Genomic DNA, 16399 nt, shown 5'->3' with positions numbered 1-16399 from the left:
ACGGTCGGGCCGCTTGGCGGATCGGGTCCGTTCATACGTCCCCCAACCCCAAAAATCCCCTCAGGGAGGAAACACCCACATGAAACTCTTCAAATACGCCCTTCTCGGAACCGCTCTTGCATTTGCCGCCCCGGCATTTGCCGACGATCACAAAATGGCCAACCCCCAGGTCGGCGGCGCCGACATGATGGCCGACAAGACCATCGTCGAAAATGCGTCCAACGCTCCGAACCTTTCCACGCTCGTCGCGGCGGTCGGTCAGGCGGAACTCGCCGAAACGCTTTCCGGCGAAGGCCCCTTCACCGTTTTCGCGCCCACCAACGAAGCCTTCGAAAAGCTGCCTGACGGCACTGTCGATACGGTGATGATGGACGAGAACAAGGCCATGCTTGGCGACATCCTGAAATGTCATGTCGTCGGCGCCAATGCGATGTCCGACGCCATTGGCAAGATGATTGCCGACGACAATGGCGACCATCCCGTCAAAACGCTCGGCCCGTGCACGTTGAGCGCCAAGATGGATGGCGACAACATCACGCTGACGGACGAGAACGGCAATGTGGCGACGGTCGTGACGGCTGACGTCAAGCAGTCCAATGGCGTCGTTCACGTCATCGATACGGTCCTGCTTCCCAAACAGTAAGTAAGACCTGAGACATCACAGTCGTAGGGGCATGCGGCTGTGATGGGCCATCATCCGATGGCCAAGGGCGGTCTGCCGACTGGCGCCAAACTGGCGACACGGCAGGCCGCTTTCTGTTTGACGGTGCGGGATCGCTGAAACAAATCGGCCACCCCCTCCGTATATTGAAGGGAGAGATCGATGAGCCCGACCGGGCAAGCGATCAGACGGTACGGAGATCGACATGAACAGACGTTTTCTTCTCGCCGGCGGTACGGCACTCGTGACCGGAGCTTTTTTTGGTCTCGGCGCACGCGCCGACAAGGGCGATTTCCCGGTCACGAAGACCGAGGCGCAATGGCGTGAGCAACTCACCGAGATACAATACGACGTGCTTCGCGAGGAAGGGACCGAACGGCCCTTTACGAGCCCGCTTCTGGAAGTGAAGGCGAAGGGCACTTATCACTGTGCCGGATGCGACCAGGCCGTGTTCGAATCCGAAACGAAATTCGACAGCGGCACGGGCTGGCCGAGCTTCTTCCGCGAGATCGAGGGCAATGTCGGCTTCAGGGAAGACAACACCCTCTTCATGACGCGCACCGAAGAGCATTGCTCGCGCTGCGGCGGCCATCTCGGCCACGTTTTCGACGATGGCCCTGAACCGACCGGCAAGCGCCACTGCATCAATGGCGTCGCGCTGGTGTTCCGTCCGTCCGATGGCGGCGCGCCGGTAACGGGCTGAGCCCTCTCAGCGCTCGATAGCGGTCAGAACCGCGGCCCGAACGGCGTCCAGACCATGACCCTTTTCCGACGATGTCAGCAGCACGTCGGGAAAGGCGGCGGCCCGCTTTGAAATGGCCTGTAGCGTCTGGTGCCGCAGCTTTTCCGCTGCCGGCGGCTTGATCTTGTCGGCTTTCGTCAGAACGATCTGATAGGAGACGGCGGCTTTGTCGAGCAGGTCGAGAACCTCTGTGTCGTTCTTCTTCAGCCCGTGGCGCGCATCGATCAGCACATAGACGCGCTTCAGAGTCACCCGGCCACGCAGATAGTCGAAAACGAGCTCGGTCCAGCGATCGACCACCTCCTTGGGCGCTTGGGCGAAGCCGTAACCGGGCATGTCGACCACCGCCATTTCCGGCAGATCGCTCATTTCGCCGCTATGGCCGGCGGGCACGAAATAGTTCAACTCCTGCGTCCGGCCCGGCGTGTTGGAGGTCCGCGCCAGCCCCTTCTGCGCCAGAAGCGCATTGATGAGCGACGATTTGCCGACATTGGAGCGACCCGCAAAAGCGATTTCCGCCGGCCCCTCCGGCGGAAGGAACTCCATGGACGGTACGCCCTTGATGAACTGCCACGGCCGAAGGAAGAGCGCACGCGCCTCGGCGACCGAAGCCGGGTCCAGCTCGTCCGAGCCTTCGGGTGCCGTCTGTCCACGATCGGTCATGTCGCATTCTCCGCAAAGGCTTCGAGCGCATCGAGATCGGCGCCCCTTATGGCATCTAACGCCGCTGTAATGCGTTCGGTCGGCCAATTCCACCATGCAATGGCGAGCAAGCGTTGCACGGTCTGCTGGTCGAACCGCATCCGCAGTACCTTCGCCGGATTGCCGCCGACGATGGCATAGGGCGGCACGTCGGAGACGACCGTGCAGTTGGTCGCGACAATCGCGCCATCGCCAATGGTAACGCCCGGCATGATCGTGCTGTTCATTCCGATCCACACATCATTGCCGACAAGCGTGTCGCCGCGGCTCTGTCCGGCCCAGCTATCGGGATCGAAGCCTGCCTCCCAGCCTTGCTGGAAGATATTGAACGGATAGGTCGAGAACCCGCCCATCGCGTGGTTGGCGCCGTTCATGATGAAGCGTGCGCCCGAAGCGATGGCCACGAACCGGCCGATGACGAGTCTGTCGCCGTAAAAGTCGAAGTGGTGCAGCACATTGCGATCCTCGAAGCGCTCCGCGCCGTCCGGATCGTCATAATAGCTGTAGTCGCCGACTTCGATATTCGGTCGGGTGATGAAATTCTTCAGAAAAACCGCGCGCGGAAAGCCGGGCAGGGGATAGAGCGTGTCGGGAGAGGGGCCGTGCATGGCGTGAACCTCGATATTGCCGTTCGGGAAAGGGCTCGATCAAGCGCGATCCCGCATTCGCGCGAAGGCGAAGCGGCGGATCGCGGGTTTCACTTTTCCATGGCATCGGCTCCTGTCTTGTATCCGCGCGGTCTATTCCGCCGGGTTTTCGCTCTTCTTGCGGGTGAACAAACCCTTCAGATTGTCCCACAATTCGATCTTCACGCCCTGACGCTTCATGATTGCGCCCTGCTGGAGGATCGAGAGCGTGTTGTTCCAGGCCCAGTAGATCACGAGCCCGGCCGGAAAACCTGCCATCATGAAGGTGAAGACGATCGGCATCCATTTGAAGATCATGGCCTGCGTCGGATCGGGCGGCGCCGGGTTCATCTGCATCTGCAGGAACATCGTCACGCCCATGATCAGCGGCCAGATTCCGATCAGCAGGAAGGTCGGCACCTCATAGGGCAGCAGGCCGAACAGGTTGAACAGCGATGTCGGGTCCGGCGCGGACAGATCCTGAATCCAGCCGAAGAACGGCGCGTGGCGCATTTCAATGGTGACGTAGAGCACTTTGTAGAGCGCGAAGAAGACCGGGATCTGAACCAGCATGGGCAGGCAGCCGGCGGCCGGATTGACCTTCTCGGTCTTGTACAGCTCCATCGTCGCCTGCTGCTGCTTCATCTTGTCGTCTTTATGCTTCTCCCGGATCTCCAGCATTTTGGGCTGCAGCTTCTTCATCCGCGCCATGGAAGCGTAGCTCATATTGGCGAGCGGGAAGAAGATGAGCTTGACCACCACGGTTGCGCCCAGAATGGCCAGACCGAAATTGCCGAACAGTTTGAAGAGGCTGTCGATCAGCCAGAACATCGGACGCGTGATGAAGTAGAACCAGCCCCAGTCGATCAGCAGGTCGAACTGCCGAATCTCGTATTCTTCCTCATAACCGTCGATCTGCTGGGAGACCTTGGCGCCGGCGAACACGCGGTTCGTCACTGTTGTTTCGCCGCCCGCCGGAACGGCAACGGCATCGGAAAGATAATCGGCCTGATAGGAGGGCCGGCCATTGGAGAAATAGGCGTAGCGCGGCTGGAACGACCCGTCATTGGTTTCGGGGATCAGTGCGACGGCCCAGTATTTGTCGGTGATGCCCAGCCAGCCATCCGAAGAGCGGCCCGGCGTTAGATTGCCGTCATCTTCCAGATCGTCATAGTCGACCTCCATCAGACCGTCTTCGCCCGTTACGCCGATCAGCCCTTCGTGAAGAACGTAGACCGATGTGCCTTGGGGCTTGTTGAAGCGCGTGGTTCGACCATAGGGCTGCAGCGCGACCGATCGACCCGTCTCGTTGCGGATCGTATCGGCCACGGTGAACATGTAGTTCTCATCGACCGCGATCCTGCGCTCGAAGGTCAGTCCGGCATCGTTTGTGTAGCGAAGCGTGACCGGCTGGTTGACCGTCAACGTCTCGCCCTCGGCCAGCTGCCACTGGGTCGTCCCGTTTGGCAACTCGCCCAAATCGCTGCCGCCGACAAAGCCGAGTTCAGCGAACCAGCCTTTCTCAAGCGATGCCGGATTGAGCAGTTCGACGGCCGGCGACGACTTGTCCACCGAGACGCGATAATTCTTCAGCCTCAGATCGTCGAGCCGTGCGCCGGTCAGATTGATCGATCCGGCAAGGGATGGCGTGTCGATCGGCACACGGCCACCGGTTGAAACCGCCTGTTCACGGGTCTGCTGCGTCGCGCCGGGAACCTCGGTGCTGCCCGGCGCCACGGCCGTTTCGGATGATGAGGCGGGCATATTGCCTTGTGCGCCGCCGGTCTGACCGGGCGTTGCCGCGGGCGTCGTGCTCTGCTGAGCCTCCACACGGGCACGCTCGGCCTCGATCTTCGGCCCCATGTAGAAATACTGCCAGCCTGCCAGAATCACGACGGACAGGACAATGGTGATCAGGAAGTTACGTTGCTGTTCCATGTCGTCCCGTTCGACTGATGCGTCGCTTCATCTCGCGCGCCAGGGTCTCGAAGTCGACGGCCAGGCTGTCGGGTCGGCCGACGAATACATAATCATGGCCAGGGGCCATGGCATCTGCCGCATGGATGCGAAGCGCTTCCTTCAGGCGGCGGCGGATACGGTTGCGAATAACGGCATTGCCGGATCGGCGCGTTACCGTGAAGCCGGCACGCGGCGGAAGATCGTCCTTCCGATCCAGCATTTCCAGAAGGAAGTAAGGTCCGCGCCCCTTAACTCCTCGGCGTGCGGCGAGAAACTCCCGCCGCCGCTTCATCGTTTCAGGCGGGTTCTGGCCATTGCGGCCGCTCATGGTCACCCGCCTCGATCGTTCGGCTTACGCCGACAGACGCTTACGGCCACGCGAACGGCGGCGTGCGATGACGGCGCGACCGGCCTTGGTCGCCATGCGGGACCGGAAACCGTGACGGCGCTTCCGGACCAGTTTGGATGGTTGATAGGTGCGCTTCATTTGTTTGACTGCCGCGGTGTGCGGCCCTTCTTGGGTATGTTTTACCGGTTGTGGAACAGGGAGCGGAAGGGCGCGCGTAGAAGCACCCGGAACAGCGGCCCCGAACGTGGCGCTGCTATAGGCAAGCCGCATTGCGCTGTCAATGCGGTCCGCACGGCCAGATGGTCTCACGAAGCTGTGAGGCGTCGTGATCGTCCTTGCCTGTAACGAACGGTTTGCGGCCCTAGAATACAGGGGAATGTATGCCAGGCGCGTCCCGAAGGAAAACAGATGATCGAAGTGGAAACAGAGGGCAAGGCCGACGACAGCCGCGCCGAGGGCGGTAGCGCCGGCACGAAGAAGGGGCTTGGCCGCTTCATCCCCATCGTCTTGATCGTCGCGGCCCTGGCTCTGGCCTACTTTTTCGGCCTGCATCGCTACGTGTCGCTCTCCGCGCTCGCCGACTATCGCGACACGCTGAACGGCTTCGTGGAGAACTGGCCCATATTGGCGCCGCTCGGCTACGGGCTGATCTACGCGCTCGCCGTCGCAATCTCCTTTCCGGCCGCCTCCGTTCTTTCCATTTTCGGCGGCATCCTGTTCGGCTGGTTCGTCGGCGGCATCGTGATCGCCGTAGGAGCAACGCTCGGCGCAACGGCGCTCTTTCTAGCCGCGCGCGGCGCGATGGCCGGGACGTTGCGCAAGAAACTCGGCGGCGCGGCCGACAAATTCGCCAAGGGCTTCGAAAGCGACGCCTTCGGCTATCTTCTGGCGCTGCGCCTTGCGCCGGTCTTTCCCTTTTTCGTCATCAATATCGCGCCGGCCTTCTTCAACGTGCCGCTGCGCACCTACGTCTTGGCCACCGCCATCGGTATCCTGCCGGGCTGCTTCGCCTATGCCTGGCTCGGTGCGGGGCTGGACGCGACCTTGATGAGCGCTGCCGAAGCGGGTCGGGAAATCGGCGTGGGCGACCTGATCACCACCGAACTTCTGATCGCCTTCGGCGCGCTTTCGGCAGTTGCGCTACTGGGCACGCTGGTCGCCCGTCATCGTCGGCTGAAAACTCAGCCCGCCGCCTGAACCTTTTCAAACATGTGAGTCATTTTCATGCCTGCAACGGATCTCATCGAGACAGACATTTGCGTCATCGGCGCGGGCTCCGGCGGCTTGAGCGTTGCCGCTGCCGCCGCAGCCTTCGGTGTGCCGACGGTTCTGATCGAACGCGACAAGATGGGCGGCGATTGCCTCAATGTCGGCTGCGTACCGAGCAAGGCGCTGATCGCCGCGGCCCGCACCGCCCACGAAATGCGCCATGGCGCGTCGCGCTTCGGTATCGCCAATGTCGAACCTGACGTCGATTTCAGGGCCGTCATGGCGCATGTGAAGGGCGTGATCGCGTCCATCGCGCCACATGACGGCATCCCCCGCTACACGGCGATGGGCGTCAATGTGATCGAGGGCGCGGGCCGTTTCGTCGACAATAAGACGGTCGAGGTGGACGGCAAGCGGATCAGGGCGCGGCGCTTCGTCATCGCCACCGGCTCGCGCCCGGCGGTGCCGCCCATTCCGGGCCTGGACGGCGTCCCCTATCTCACCAACGAAATCCTGTTCGACCTGACCGAGCGGCCCGACCATCTGCTGGTGCTCGGCGGCGGTCCGATCGGCATCGAGATGGCGCAGGCCTTCCATCGCCTCGGCAGCAAGGTCACCGTTTTCGAGGCGCAAAAGGCGATGGGCCGCGCCGACCGCGAAATGTCGCAACTGGCGCTGGAATCGCTCCGCGCCGAAGGCATTGATATTCGCGAGGGCGCGATGGTCTCCTCCGTATCCGGCGAGGCCGGCGCGATCACCGTGACCACGGGCAAAGGCGACGAAGCGCAGTCGGTTACCGGAACTCATCTTCTGGTTGCGACCGGGCGCAAGCTGAACACCGATTCGCTCGACCTGGAAGCGGGCAATGTGGCCTTCGATCGCCGCACCGGCATCGATGTCGATGGCGGGTTGCGAAGCAAGACCAACAAGCGCGTCTATGCCGTCGGCGACGTGTCCGGTGGGCCGGCCTTCACCCATACGGCCGGCTATCAGGCCGGCCTGATCATGCGGCCGCTTCTGTTCCGGCTGCCGGCGAAGATGAACGCCGACATCCAACCCGCCGTGACCTATTGCGACCCGCCGCTGGCCCAGATCGGCATGACCGAAGAGGATGCGCGGCAGAAGCACGGCAAGATCGATATTCGCCGCTTTCCCCTGGCTGAGAACGACCGCGCCCGCGCCGAGAGAAAGACCGAAGGCCATGTCAAACTGGTTATCGCCGGTGGAAAGATCGTCGGTGTCCATATATTCGGCGATGCAGCCGACGAGATGATCGGCTTCTGGTGCCTCGCCATTCAGAAAGGCATGAAGCCGTCCGACGTAACGGGCTACGTGCCGCCCTATCCGACCCGCGGCGAAATCGGCAAGCGAGCGGCGACCGACTACTATTCAGCGATGGCGCGCGACCCGCGCATCCGCAAGCTGATCGCCTTTCTTCGCCGGTTCGGTTAAACTGACCGGAACGTCCGATGTGAGGGATGATGGACGACCGGCACGAAGCAATGCGCGAACCGCGGCCAGACGAATTGGCGCAGGCGGGAGAGGCTCCGGCAACAGGATCGCGTTCTGTGGACGCCGAGGTCTCCGCTGGCCCGGATCGCGATACGTCATCGCCGGCGCGCGGCGAGCCGAAACGCAAGGCGGCGAACCTGTCCGCTGCGGCGCAGGTTCCACTCAGCCGCGCGCTATCGGGCAAGTTGCTCCTCTTCACCGCCGGTTTCGTGCTACTGGCGGAAATCCTGATCTTTCCGCCATCAGCCGCCAATTTCCGCGCCAATTGGCTGGGCGACAAGCTGAGCGCTGCCGCTGCGGCCGGCCGGGTCCTGCTCGAAACCGCCGAGGGCCCGGTCACCGACAGCTCGCGCGAGCGCATCCTGCGCGATACGGGCGTTCGCTTCATCGCCGTGCATGACGACACCATCAGCCGGGTAATTGCAGGCCCCGACGAAATGCTGACGGTCGATGCATCCATCGATATGAAGGAAGCGCGTCGGCCAATCGCCGCCATTCCCGAAACGCTCAAGACGCTCTTATCCGACAGTGAACGTATTCTGCGCGTTTACGGCACGGTCGATGGCGACCGCAGCAAGACATACGAAATTGTCGTGCCGGAGGGGCCGTTGCGCGACGGACTCATCACCTATTCGCGCAATATCGCGCTTCTGTCTCTGTTGGTTTCCGCGATTACGGCCAGCATGGTCTTCTTTGTGATCATGCGCCTTTTCATCGCGCCGATCCGCCGCATGACGAAATCGATGATCGCCTATAGCGAGGATCCGGACGACCGTTCGCGGGTTCTCAAACCGAGCGGCCGCGACGATGAGATCGGCGTGGCGGAGGATCAGTTGAATGCCATGCAGCTTCGCCTGACGGACGCGCTGGCGCAGCAGCGCCGTCTGGCCGATCTCGGGCTGGCGGTCTCCAAGATCAACCACGACATGCGCAACATTCTGACGGTGGCGCAGATCCTGACGGAGCGGCTGGAGCGTTCGTCCGATCCCATGGTGCAGAAATTCGGACCGCGTCTGGTGGAAACCATGGACCGAGCGATCGCCTACACCACCAATATCCTGGAATATGGCAAGACGCGCGAGCGCGCGCCGGATCGTCGTCGCCTCAACCTGCACGCTTTGGTGGAGGAGGTCCGCCATGTCGCCGAGATCGAGGCCGAATCGGTCGAGTTCCGCAACGAGATCGCCCCCGTTTTCGAGGTCGACGCCGATGCCGAACAGCTCTTCCGCATCATCAACAATCTGTGTCGTAACGCATTGCAGGCCATGTCGAACGAAGCCGACCGACCCGGGCTCGTCCGCCGCCTCACCGTTTCGGCGCGCCGTGAGGGCGCCGTTGCCTTCATCGCCATATCCGACACGGGGCCGGGCCTGCCGCGAAAGGCGCTCGAAAACCTCTTCACCGCCTTTCACGGCTCCGCGCGAACGGGCGGCACCGGTCTGGGTCTCGCCATCGCACATGAGCTTGTGCGCGCCCATGGCGGCCAGCTGGAACTGGTCGAAAGCCGTGGCGGCTACACTTGCTTCCGCATTGAACTGCCGGACGCGCCCATTCAGCTCCAGGCACGCCGGGAGGGTCGTCCGGATGGATCGGTCGACCGCGCCACGTCTTAGTCGGCTTTGATTGCGTCGAGCTTTGCCTCGCGTTGCAGCAGGAAGAATGACGCGCCGACGATCAGAAGCGAACCGACCCACATGGAACCCGGCGGCACGAAGCCGAAAGCGGCCAGGCCGAGGCCGACATTGAGCGGCAGCTTCACATGGTCGAACGGTTGCAGATAGGCCGCGTCCGCTATGCTGTAGGAACGCGCCAGTGCGTATTGCGCCAGGGCCGTCAGAACCCCGGCGGCGAACAGAATGAGCCCCGCCGAACCGGTATCCAGCGCCAACCCGTCTCGAAAGGCGATAAGCCCGTTGAGCGGGGTCAGCAGAAGCAGCAGATAGACCGTCAGCGTCCTGGCGTTCTCCGTCCTCGTCATCCGCTTGGTCAGAAGCGATGAAATTGCCCAGAGCAGGGCTGCGCCGACTGGATAGAGCGCGTAGGCGCTGAACCCGTCCGACCAAGGCGCCAGGATGATCATGCCGCCGGCGAAGCCGACCGTGACGGCCGCCCAGCGTTCCAGCGTCGCGACTTCTTTCAGGAAAAGATGCGCGCCAAGCGTGACGAAGAAGGGCGACAGCATGATCAGCGCAATGGCCTGCCAGATCGGCACATGGGCAAGGCTCATCGCCCAGAGCTGAACGCCTGCCGCCGCCGTCGCGACGCGCAGAACATGCATCGGCAATTGCTGTGTCCGAAGGACGCTCCGGCCTTTGCCGAACAGTAGCGGCACAGTGCAGAGGAAAGCGATCAGATATTGCCAGAAGGCCAGCCGCGACGGCGCGATGCCCTGCACCATCGCGCCATATTGCAGCAGCGTGTTGACGAGGGCGAAAAGCGCGCCGGCAAGGATGATGAGAAGGGGGCCGGCAATGGCCGGGTCGAGGCGGGAAAGCAGGCGAGTCATGGCGTTGTCCTTTATCAGCGCTCATAACCCAAGGCAGACAGGACAACGGCGCGCGCGAACCTTTCGGCCCGCCACGCCACTTTCCCGTTCTCTTCCATCCGGACTGTGACCGTCGGCTCTGGAGTTGCACCAGATCTGCTGACCCCCCGCCGGGTGGCAGGGGCGCTCGCGGGCTTGCAGGCGAGCCTGCTTACCGCCGGTGGGGAATTTCGCCCCGCCCTGAGAACGATGCGGCCATCAGCGACCGCACCTGCGTTTTATCCGGCGAAGGACGGGCAAGACAAGAGAAAAGCGGTGGTCATCATTCGAGGCGCTCCCGTGACGAGAGCACCTGATCGCGCGGTCGCGCCCAAATGATTGCGAAGACGTTGAAGCAGTATGGCCAAAATTTGACTCTCCGCGAGGCAATTGCGTCGTTCATCCGATCAATGAGGCGACGCTGTTTCATGACGCTATGCGTCGAAGGGACAGGTTCCAGGCCGCCCAAAACCTGGCAGTGGCGACGAATTGCGCAACGTTGATGAACGCATCCAGCCGCAGTGTTTTCGAAAAATCGATCACGAAACATTACAGTATTCGGACAGAAATGACCGCAGATTCATCCTTTTTGAGACAAATTCCAGCCGCGAATCAAGTCTAGCGTTTTATTCGTTCAAGTTATAAAACCTCATTTTGCCAACTATTGTTAGCTATTGGGGTGAGAAAGAATTGTATTCTTTCATTTAGTTTGAACGATCAACCGAAGGAGACAAATCATGATGAAGAAATTCGCAAGCATTGTCGCTACGACCGCCTTTCTGGCGGTGCCTGCCGCGTTCGCTCAGGATGTCTTTACCGCCGCGGATGTGGACGGCAGCGGCGATCTCAGCGCCGCCGAGGTCGCCGCCATCGCGCCCGACATGACGCCGGAAGCCATGGCGCAGTACGACACCGATGGCAGCGGCACTCTCTCGCGCGAAGAGTTCGAAGCATCGCCCCTGATGCCGAAGTAACGCACGGTTGGCGGTCTCCGGCGTGACGGCGATCCGAAAATGTCAATGCTTGCTGGCTGGAACGGACTGGCAGGTGCCATGCCCCCATTTTCGGCATTCGCGATTGGATCGCCGGAGGCCGTCTTTCATCTCGCCAAAAAGGCAATGGAAGGGAATTGGAATGCAACTACGACGATTTGCATCGGCGGCAGCCATACTGGTCCTGGCGGCTGGTGTCGCGGCCTGCAATCCGCAGGGCGGCGACGCGCCGCCGCCGGCCCCGCCAGCCTCCATGGGCTGACGGATTATCGGTCCCCGCGATATCGAATCTCGCTTGGGGCCTGCATTGATGGCAATACTTGCAGCGGGGCCCGCAAGGGCTCCGCTGTCTACTAGGAAGCGAATGTGGACGCACCGGTAAGGATTCAACAAGCGATTGGAACGAAGGAAGAATGGCGACTGCCAATACAGGGCGAAGCGGAACCGTTAATCGATCTTGTGAAAAATGGCGCGCTCGGGAAGATTCGAACTCCCGACCCCCAGATTCGTAGTCTGGTGCTCTATCCAGCTGAGCTACGAGCGCGCATGCCAATAAAGGCAAAGGGCAGCGGGCGTCGCCAGCGCTGCCGTGAGCGGCTACCTAAAGCCGCTCGCTCCGCTTTGCAAGCGCTGGCGGCAAGAAATTTCATCGCCGTCACGAAAGAGGCGGGCCCACCGGACCCGCCTCCCTTCAGCATGGCTGCCATGAGCGTGTCCGCTCACCGGCGATGGCTCACTTCATTTCGACCTCTTTGGCCTTTTCGGTGACAACATCCGTCCAGGCGCCTTCCGGCGCTTTGGTGATGACCGGGTCCGAACCGCCGGACAGAAGCGTTTCGACCGTGCTTTCGGCGGCCGCCACATCGAGCGTGCCGTCCGAGCCTTCCGTCAGCTTGTTGATCTCGCCAACCATCCGCTTCTGGTGCTCTTCGGTCTGGGCGCCGGTGGCGTCGTTTTCCAGAACGATTTCGGCGGCCTCGTCGGGGTTCCCGCGGGCATACTCCCAGCCCTTCATCGAGGCGGCAACGAAGCGGGCATATTTGTCCACCATCGCCGGATCGGCGAGGTCTTCCTCCAGCACGTAGAGCCCGTCTTCCAGCGTCGCGACGCCCTGGTCGGTATAGTTGAAGACGACCAGATCGTCCTCGGTGTAGCCGGCGTCGATCACCTGCCAGTACTCATTATAGGTCATGGTGGAGATGCAGTCGGCCTGCTTCTGGATCAGCGGGTCGACATTGAAGCCCTGCTTCAGCACTTCGACACCCTCTTCGCCGCCTTCGGTCGGGATGCCGAGCTTGCTCATCCAGGCGAGGAACGGATATTCATTGCCGAAGAACCAGACGCCGAGCGTCTTGCCCTTGAAGTCGTCCGGGCTCTCGATTCCGGTTTCCTTCCTGCAGGTCAGCATCATGCCGGAACGCTTGAAGGGCTGGGCGATATTGACGAGCGCCACACCCTTTTCGCGGCTGGCCAGAGCCGACGGCATCCAGTCGACGACGACATCCGCCCCGCCGCCCGCAATCACCTGGGGCGGCGCGATGTCGGGGCCGCCCGGCTTGATCTCGACGTCCAGATTGACGGCTTCGTAAAAGCCCTTGTCCTTGGCGACGTAGTAGCCGGCGAACTGGCCCTGCGTCACCCATTTCAGCTGCAGCGTCAGCTGGTCCATATCCTGGGCGAGGGCGGAGTGGCCCGCGCCGAGGGCGATGGTGGCCGAAAGGGCCAGCGTGGCGAAAGTCGTCTTCATCATGCGCTCCTGTTCTTGTCGTTCCATGCGCCGGTTGCAGGCCCGCCGCTCGCCCTATTGCTCCGATCCCGTCATGCGCGCGCCCGACGGTTGGAGGGATGCCAGAATGTCACCGCCCGCTCGGCGAGCGCCAGTAATCCATAGGATAGCGATCCGGCGATGGCGGCAACGAAAATCTCCGCCCAGACCATGTCGACATTCATGCGCCCGACCTCCGTGGAGATGCGGAACCCCATGCCGACAATGGGCGTGCCGAAGAATTCGGCGACGATGGCGCCGATCAGCGCCAGCGTGGAATTGATCTTCAGCGCGTTGAAGATGAACGGCATGGCCGCCGGCAGGCGCAGCGAGAACAGCGTCTGCCAGTAGGAGGCGGCATAGGTCGCCATCAGGTCGCGCTCCATGCGCCCCGCCGCCGTCAGTCCGGCCAGCGTGTTCACCAGCATCGGAAAGAAGGTCATGACGACGACGACCGCCGCCTTGGACGGCCAGTCGAAGCCGAACCACATGACCATGATCGGCGCGATGCCGATGATCGGCAGGGCCGAGACCAGATTGCCAACGGGCAGGAGGCCGGCGCGCAGGAACGGCGAACGGTCCACGAGGATGGCGACGACGAACCCCGCGCCGCAGCCCATCGCATAGCCGGCGAGAACCGCTTTCAGATAGGTCTGCTTGAAATCGGCCCACAGGATCGGCACGGACGAGGTGATCTGGTCCCAGATCATGCTGGGCGGCGGCAGGATGACGGTGGGCACGCCGAGTCCGCGCGTCAGCCCTTCCCAGAGCGCCAGGAGGCCGATGCCGAACAGGATCGGGATCAGGAGATTGATCGACCGCCGCACCCCGCCCTTCGCCTCGATGCGCGAGAGGCTCATATTGGCCGCGAAGGTCAGCGCCCAGACGAGCAGTCCGGTCCAGAGGATTGCGGTCGCGCTCATGGCCGCGCTCCCATCCGAGCCGTGACCGCGCGCGATGCGATGTCGATCAGGATCACGAGAACGGCCGCGAGGATTGCGGCGGTCATCAGCGCGCTCCAGATCTGCACCGTCTGGCCGTAATAGGAGCCGGCGAGGAGGCGGGCGCCGAGCCCGGCCACCGCGCCGGTCGGCAGTTCGCCGATGATCGCCCCGACCAGGCTGATCGCAACGCCCACCTTCATGGAGGCGAACAGGAACGGCATGGCGGCGGGCAGGCGCAGCTTCAGAAGGGTTTGCAGCTTGCTGGAACTGTAGGTGCGCATGAGGTCCAGATGCATCGCGTCCGGCGAGCGCAGCCCCTTCACCATGCCGACGGCCACGGGAAAGAACGACAGATACATCGAGATGAACGCCTTGGGCAGCAGCCCGGTAATGCCCTGGCTGGCGAAGATAACGATGATCATCGGCGCGATGGCTAGGATCGGGATGGTCTGCGACGTGATGATCCACGGCATCAGGCTGCGGTCGAGGACGCGCGAATGGACGATGCCGATGGCGAGCGCGATGCCGAGCGCCGTGCCGAGCACGAAGCCGAGCAGGGTGGAAGAGAGCGTGATGCCGGAATGGTAGAGCAGGCTGCGCTTGGAGGTCGGCGCGATCTCGACGATCGTCTTCCACATCTCGGCGGCGACCTGATGCGGCGCGGGCAGCACCGGCCGCTTCTGGCTCATGGTCTGGGCGATCATTTCGGAGAAGGAAAGCTCGGTGCCGCTGCGCGCCGCGGCATCGTAGGCGAAGGCCGCGTTCAGCCACACCGCGCCGAGATACCAGAGGACCAGAATGCCGAGCAGCACTGCGATGACGGGCAGCGCGCGCACGCGCAAAAGGGTGACGAACGCCCCGAGCCTCATAGCCGCGGCTCCCGGGCGAAGGCGCCACCTTTCCCTCCCCCCTGAGGGGAGGGTGCCCCGAAAGGGGCGGGTGGGGTTGTCGAACGTGATCCGGCGTTCGCTTCTGTCAGAAGCGAGAACGAAGACAGGCCGGGCCATTCGCCGCCGACCCCCTCCGGCCGCTTCGCGGCCACCTCCCCCTCAAGGGTGGAGGATTGGCGCGGATCACTCATCATAGGCGTGTCCGGCTCTGAGCCCGTCGCGCACGCGCTGGGCGATAGCAAGAAATTCCGGCGTCTCGCGAATATCGAGCGGGCGATCCTCGCCGAGATCGCAATCGATGATCTCGTGAATGCGGCCGGGGCGGGGGCTCATCACCACGATGCGGGTGGAGAGGAAAACGGCCTCCGGAATGGAATGCGTGACGAAGACGACAGTCTTTTTCGTGCGCGCCCAGAGCTTCAGAAGCTGCTCATTGAGATGGTCGCGGACGATCTCGTCCAGCGCGCCGAAGGGCTCGTCCATCAGCAGCATGTCGGGCTGGACGGCGAGCGCGCGGGCAATGGAGGCGCGCTGCTGCATGCCGCCGGAAAGCTGCCAGGGAAATTTCCTGCCGAAGCCCTTCAGGTCGACGAGGGCGAGGTTCTCCTCGACGCGGCGGTCGCGCTCGGCCTTATCAATGCCCATCACCTCCAGTGGCAGGGCAATATTCTTGGCGATGGTTCGCCAGGGAAACAGCGCCGAATGCTGGAAGACGTAGCCATAGGCGCGGTTTTCGCGCGCCTCGTGCGGCGTCATGCCGTTGACGGAGATCGTGCCGCCGGTCGGCTGTTCAAGATCCGCGATGACGCGCAGCAGCGTCGTCTTGCCGCAGCCCGAGGGGCCGATTAGCGAAACGAACTCCCCCTTTCCGATCGTCAGGTCGATGTCCGACAGCGCATGCACCGGCGCATCGGCTGTCTGAAAGACGAGGTCGAGGTTACGGGTTTCGATGACGGGTTCGGATGACAGCTGCACTTCCGTTCCGATTGCCGGCGAGGCTTCAAGGACCGTCATCGCCGCACCCCCTCTCCGCCTTGCTGCGCTCGGCACCTCTCCCCCTGGGGGAGAGGGTGGGCCGGCGCATGGAAATCGCTGGGTGGCAGTCGGTTTTCAAGCGCAGCGAGAATTGTGTCTAGAACGAGACGGCGTTGTCGCAGAACCTCATCGTTCCAGAAACGCAGAACCGCGTAGCCGTTACTGTTGAGCCAGTCAGTACGAACCGCGTCGCGGGCGCTTGCTGCGTGTTGGCTGCCATCGACTTCCACGATCAACCTTTCTTTCCGGCAAACGAAATCGGCGATGTACCGTCCGAGCGGAACCTGCCGGGCGAAGCGATAACCGTTCAGCCGCTCCTTTCGAATTTCGATCCAAAGCAACCATTCTGCTTCGGTTGGTTTTCTGCGCATCCCACGCGCCCGCTTTCGCGCACCGGTCGGTATGGTTCGAGAGGGATGAAGAACGCTCCCCCCTCGCCCCTCAGGGGAGAGGTGTCGCGCGAAGCGCGGCGGAGAGGGGGGCTTGGTC

General features: G+C 62.5%; 17 protein-coding genes, 1 tRNA gene and 1 riboswitch. Of the genes, 6 read left to right on the top strand and 12 right to left on the bottom strand.

What is annotated here, in order from left to right:
* Positions 1-79 precede the first annotated feature (79 nt).
* Both B7H23_RS02110 and msrB read left to right on the top strand, forming a co-directional pair.
* Positions 80-643 (top strand): fasciclin domain-containing protein, encoded by a 564-nt coding sequence (locus tag B7H23_RS02110; RefSeq protein ID WP_094075744.1) that lies wholly within the window; start codon positions 80-82, stop codon positions 641-643.
* A 223-nt stretch (positions 644-866) separates the two neighbouring features.
* Positions 867-1364, top strand: coding sequence for a peptide-methionine (R)-S-oxide reductase MsrB (gene msrB, locus B7H23_RS02105; protein WP_094075743.1), 498 nt, complete (start codon positions 867-869; stop codon positions 1362-1364).
* A 6-nt stretch (positions 1365-1370) separates the two neighbouring features.
* Here msrB and yihA read toward each other — a convergent pair whose 3' ends face one another.
* From yihA to rpmH, 5 genes are all read right to left on the bottom strand, one after another.
* Entirely contained in the window at positions 1371-2066 is a 696-nt protein-coding gene (gene yihA, locus B7H23_RS02100) for a ribosome biogenesis GTP-binding protein YihA/YsxC (RefSeq protein WP_094075742.1), read from the bottom strand.
* Complete coding sequence (locus B7H23_RS02095; protein ID WP_094075741.1) at positions 2063-2713, bottom strand: CatB-related O-acetyltransferase; 651 nt, start codon at positions 2711-2713, stop codon at positions 2063-2065. The genes yihA and B7H23_RS02095 overlap by 4 nt, the downstream gene beginning before the upstream one ends.
* A 132-nt stretch (positions 2714-2845) precedes the next feature.
* On the bottom strand, positions 2846-4669 hold the full coding sequence (gene yidC, locus B7H23_RS02090) for a membrane protein insertase YidC (protein ID WP_094075740.1): 1824 nt from the start codon (positions 4667-4669) through the stop codon (positions 2846-2848).
* On the bottom strand, positions 4653-5018 hold the full coding sequence (rnpA, locus tag B7H23_RS02085; protein ID WP_094075739.1) for a ribonuclease P protein component: 366 nt from the start codon (positions 5016-5018) through the stop codon (positions 4653-4655). The genes yidC and rnpA overlap by 17 nt, the downstream gene beginning before the upstream one ends.
* Positions 5019-5042: 24 nt before the next feature.
* Positions 5043-5177 (bottom strand): 50S ribosomal protein L34, encoded by a 135-nt coding sequence (rpmH, locus tag B7H23_RS02080; protein ID WP_094075738.1) that lies wholly within the window; start codon positions 5175-5177, stop codon positions 5043-5045.
* Positions 5178-5447: 270 nt separating this feature from the next.
* On the opposite strand from rpmH, the gene B7H23_RS02075 reads away from it, so the two are divergent.
* From B7H23_RS02075 to B7H23_RS02065, 3 genes are all read left to right on the top strand, one after another.
* Positions 5448-6236, top strand: a complete 789-nt coding sequence (locus B7H23_RS02075) for a TVP38/TMEM64 family protein (RefSeq protein ID WP_094075737.1) — start codon at positions 5448-5450, stop codon at positions 6234-6236.
* A gap of 27 nt (positions 6237-6263) precedes the next feature.
* Positions 6264-7700, top strand: a complete 1437-nt coding sequence (locus B7H23_RS02070; protein ID WP_094075736.1) for a dihydrolipoyl dehydrogenase family protein — start codon at positions 6264-6266, stop codon at positions 7698-7700.
* 116 nt (positions 7701-7816) lie between these two features.
* Complete coding sequence (locus B7H23_RS02065) at positions 7817-9373, top strand: sensor histidine kinase (protein ID WP_240534943.1); 1557 nt, start codon at positions 7817-7819, stop codon at positions 9371-9373.
* On the opposite strand, the gene B7H23_RS02060 is transcribed toward B7H23_RS02065, so the two are convergent.
* On the bottom strand, positions 9370-10266 hold the full coding sequence (locus B7H23_RS02060; protein WP_094075735.1) for a DMT family transporter: 897 nt from the start codon (positions 10264-10266) through the stop codon (positions 9370-9372). The genes B7H23_RS02065 and B7H23_RS02060 overlap by 4 nt on opposite strands.
* Positions 10267-10348: 82 nt before the next feature.
* Positions 10349-10497: riboswitch (FMN riboswitch) on the bottom strand.
* A gap of 524 nt (positions 10498-11021) precedes the next feature.
* On the opposite strand from B7H23_RS02060, the gene B7H23_RS02055 reads away from it, so the two are divergent.
* On the top strand, positions 11022-11258 hold the full coding sequence (locus B7H23_RS02055) for an EF-hand domain-containing protein (RefSeq protein WP_205320011.1): 237 nt from the start codon (positions 11022-11024) through the stop codon (positions 11256-11258).
* A gap of 485 nt (positions 11259-11743) precedes the next feature.
* Here B7H23_RS02055 and B7H23_RS02050 read toward each other — a convergent pair.
* The 6 genes from B7H23_RS02050 to B7H23_RS02025 form a co-directional block, all read right to left on the bottom strand.
* Positions 11744-11820, bottom strand: a tRNA-Arg gene (locus B7H23_RS02050).
* 189 nt (positions 11821-12009) lie between these two features.
* Entirely contained in the window at positions 12010-13023 is a 1014-nt protein-coding gene (locus B7H23_RS02045) for an ABC transporter substrate-binding protein (RefSeq protein ID WP_094076811.1), read from the bottom strand.
* 71 nt (positions 13024-13094) lie between these two features.
* A complete protein-coding gene (locus B7H23_RS02040) occupies positions 13095-13901 on the bottom strand; it encodes an ABC transporter permease (protein ID WP_240535011.1) in 807 nt (268 codons plus the stop codon).
* Positions 13902-13960: 59 nt separating this feature from the next.
* On the bottom strand, positions 13961-14854 hold the full coding sequence (locus tag B7H23_RS02035) for an ABC transporter permease (RefSeq protein WP_094075733.1): 894 nt from the start codon (positions 14852-14854) through the stop codon (positions 13961-13963).
* 204 nt (positions 14855-15058) lie between these two features.
* Positions 15059-15889: an ABC transporter ATP-binding protein gene (locus B7H23_RS02030; RefSeq protein WP_094075732.1), complete on the bottom strand. Its 831-nt coding sequence runs from the start codon at positions 15887-15889 to the stop codon at positions 15059-15061.
* Positions 15886-16314: an endonuclease domain-containing protein gene (locus B7H23_RS02025; protein WP_420814469.1), complete on the bottom strand. Its 429-nt coding sequence runs from the start codon at positions 16312-16314 to the stop codon at positions 15886-15888. Before B7H23_RS02025 ends, B7H23_RS02030 begins: the two co-directional genes overlap by 4 nt.
* Positions 16315-16399 lie beyond the last annotated feature (85 nt).

The sequence above is a fragment of the Notoacmeibacter marinus genome, from assembly GCF_002238045.1.
Classification (GTDB): Bacteria; Pseudomonadota; Alphaproteobacteria; order Rhizobiales; family Rhizobiaceae; genus Notoacmeibacter; species Notoacmeibacter marinus.
Note: the sequence above shows the minus strand (reverse complement) of the source record. Positions and strands in the feature narration are given on the sequence as shown.

What these genes read in the sequence shown, in the direction of transcription:
- B7H23_RS02095 (WP_094075741.1), bottom strand. Translation starts at nt 2,713, where the DNA reads ATGCACGGCCCCTCTCCCGACACGCTCTATCCCCTGCCCGGCTTTCCG.
- B7H23_RS02045 (WP_094076811.1), bottom strand. Translation starts at nt 13,023, where the DNA reads ATGAAGACGACTTTCGCCACGCTGGCCCTTTCGGCCACCATCGCCCTC.
- yihA (WP_094075742.1), bottom strand. Translation starts at nt 2,066, where the DNA reads ATGACCGATCGTGGACAGACGGCACCCGAAGGCTCGGACGAGCTGGAC.
- rnpA (WP_094075739.1), bottom strand. Translation starts at nt 5,018, where the DNA reads ATGAGCGGCCGCAATGGCCAGAACCCGCCTGAAACGATGAAGCGGCGG.
- B7H23_RS02040 (WP_240535011.1), bottom strand. Translation starts at nt 13,901, where the DNA reads ATGAGCCTCTCGCGCATCGAGGCGAAGGGCGGGGTGCGGCGGTCGATC.
- B7H23_RS02035 (WP_094075733.1), bottom strand. Translation starts at nt 14,854, where the DNA reads ATGAGGCTCGGGGCGTTCGTCACCCTTTTGCGCGTGCGCGCGCTGCCC.
- B7H23_RS02055 (WP_205320011.1), top strand. Translation starts at nt 11,022, where the DNA reads ATGATGAAGAAATTCGCAAGCATTGTCGCTACGACCGCCTTTCTGGCG.
- msrB (WP_094075743.1), top strand. Translation starts at nt 867, where the DNA reads ATGAACAGACGTTTTCTTCTCGCCGGCGGTACGGCACTCGTGACCGGA.
- rpmH (WP_094075738.1), bottom strand. Translation starts at nt 5,177, where the DNA reads ATGAAGCGCACCTATCAACCATCCAAACTGGTCCGGAAGCGCCGTCAC.
- B7H23_RS02030 (WP_094075732.1), bottom strand. Translation starts at nt 15,889, where the DNA reads ATGACGGTCCTTGAAGCCTCGCCGGCAATCGGAACGGAAGTGCAGCTG.
- B7H23_RS02075 (WP_094075737.1), top strand. Translation starts at nt 5,448, where the DNA reads ATGATCGAAGTGGAAACAGAGGGCAAGGCCGACGACAGCCGCGCCGAG.
- yidC (WP_094075740.1), bottom strand. Translation starts at nt 4,669, where the DNA reads ATGGAACAGCAACGTAACTTCCTGATCACCATTGTCCTGTCCGTCGTG.
- B7H23_RS02060 (WP_094075735.1), bottom strand. Translation starts at nt 10,266, where the DNA reads ATGACTCGCCTGCTTTCCCGCCTCGACCCGGCCATTGCCGGCCCCCTT.
- B7H23_RS02070 (WP_094075736.1), top strand. Translation starts at nt 6,264, where the DNA reads ATGCCTGCAACGGATCTCATCGAGACAGACATTTGCGTCATCGGCGCG.
- B7H23_RS02110 (WP_094075744.1), top strand. Translation starts at nt 80, where the DNA reads ATGAAACTCTTCAAATACGCCCTTCTCGGAACCGCTCTTGCATTTGCC.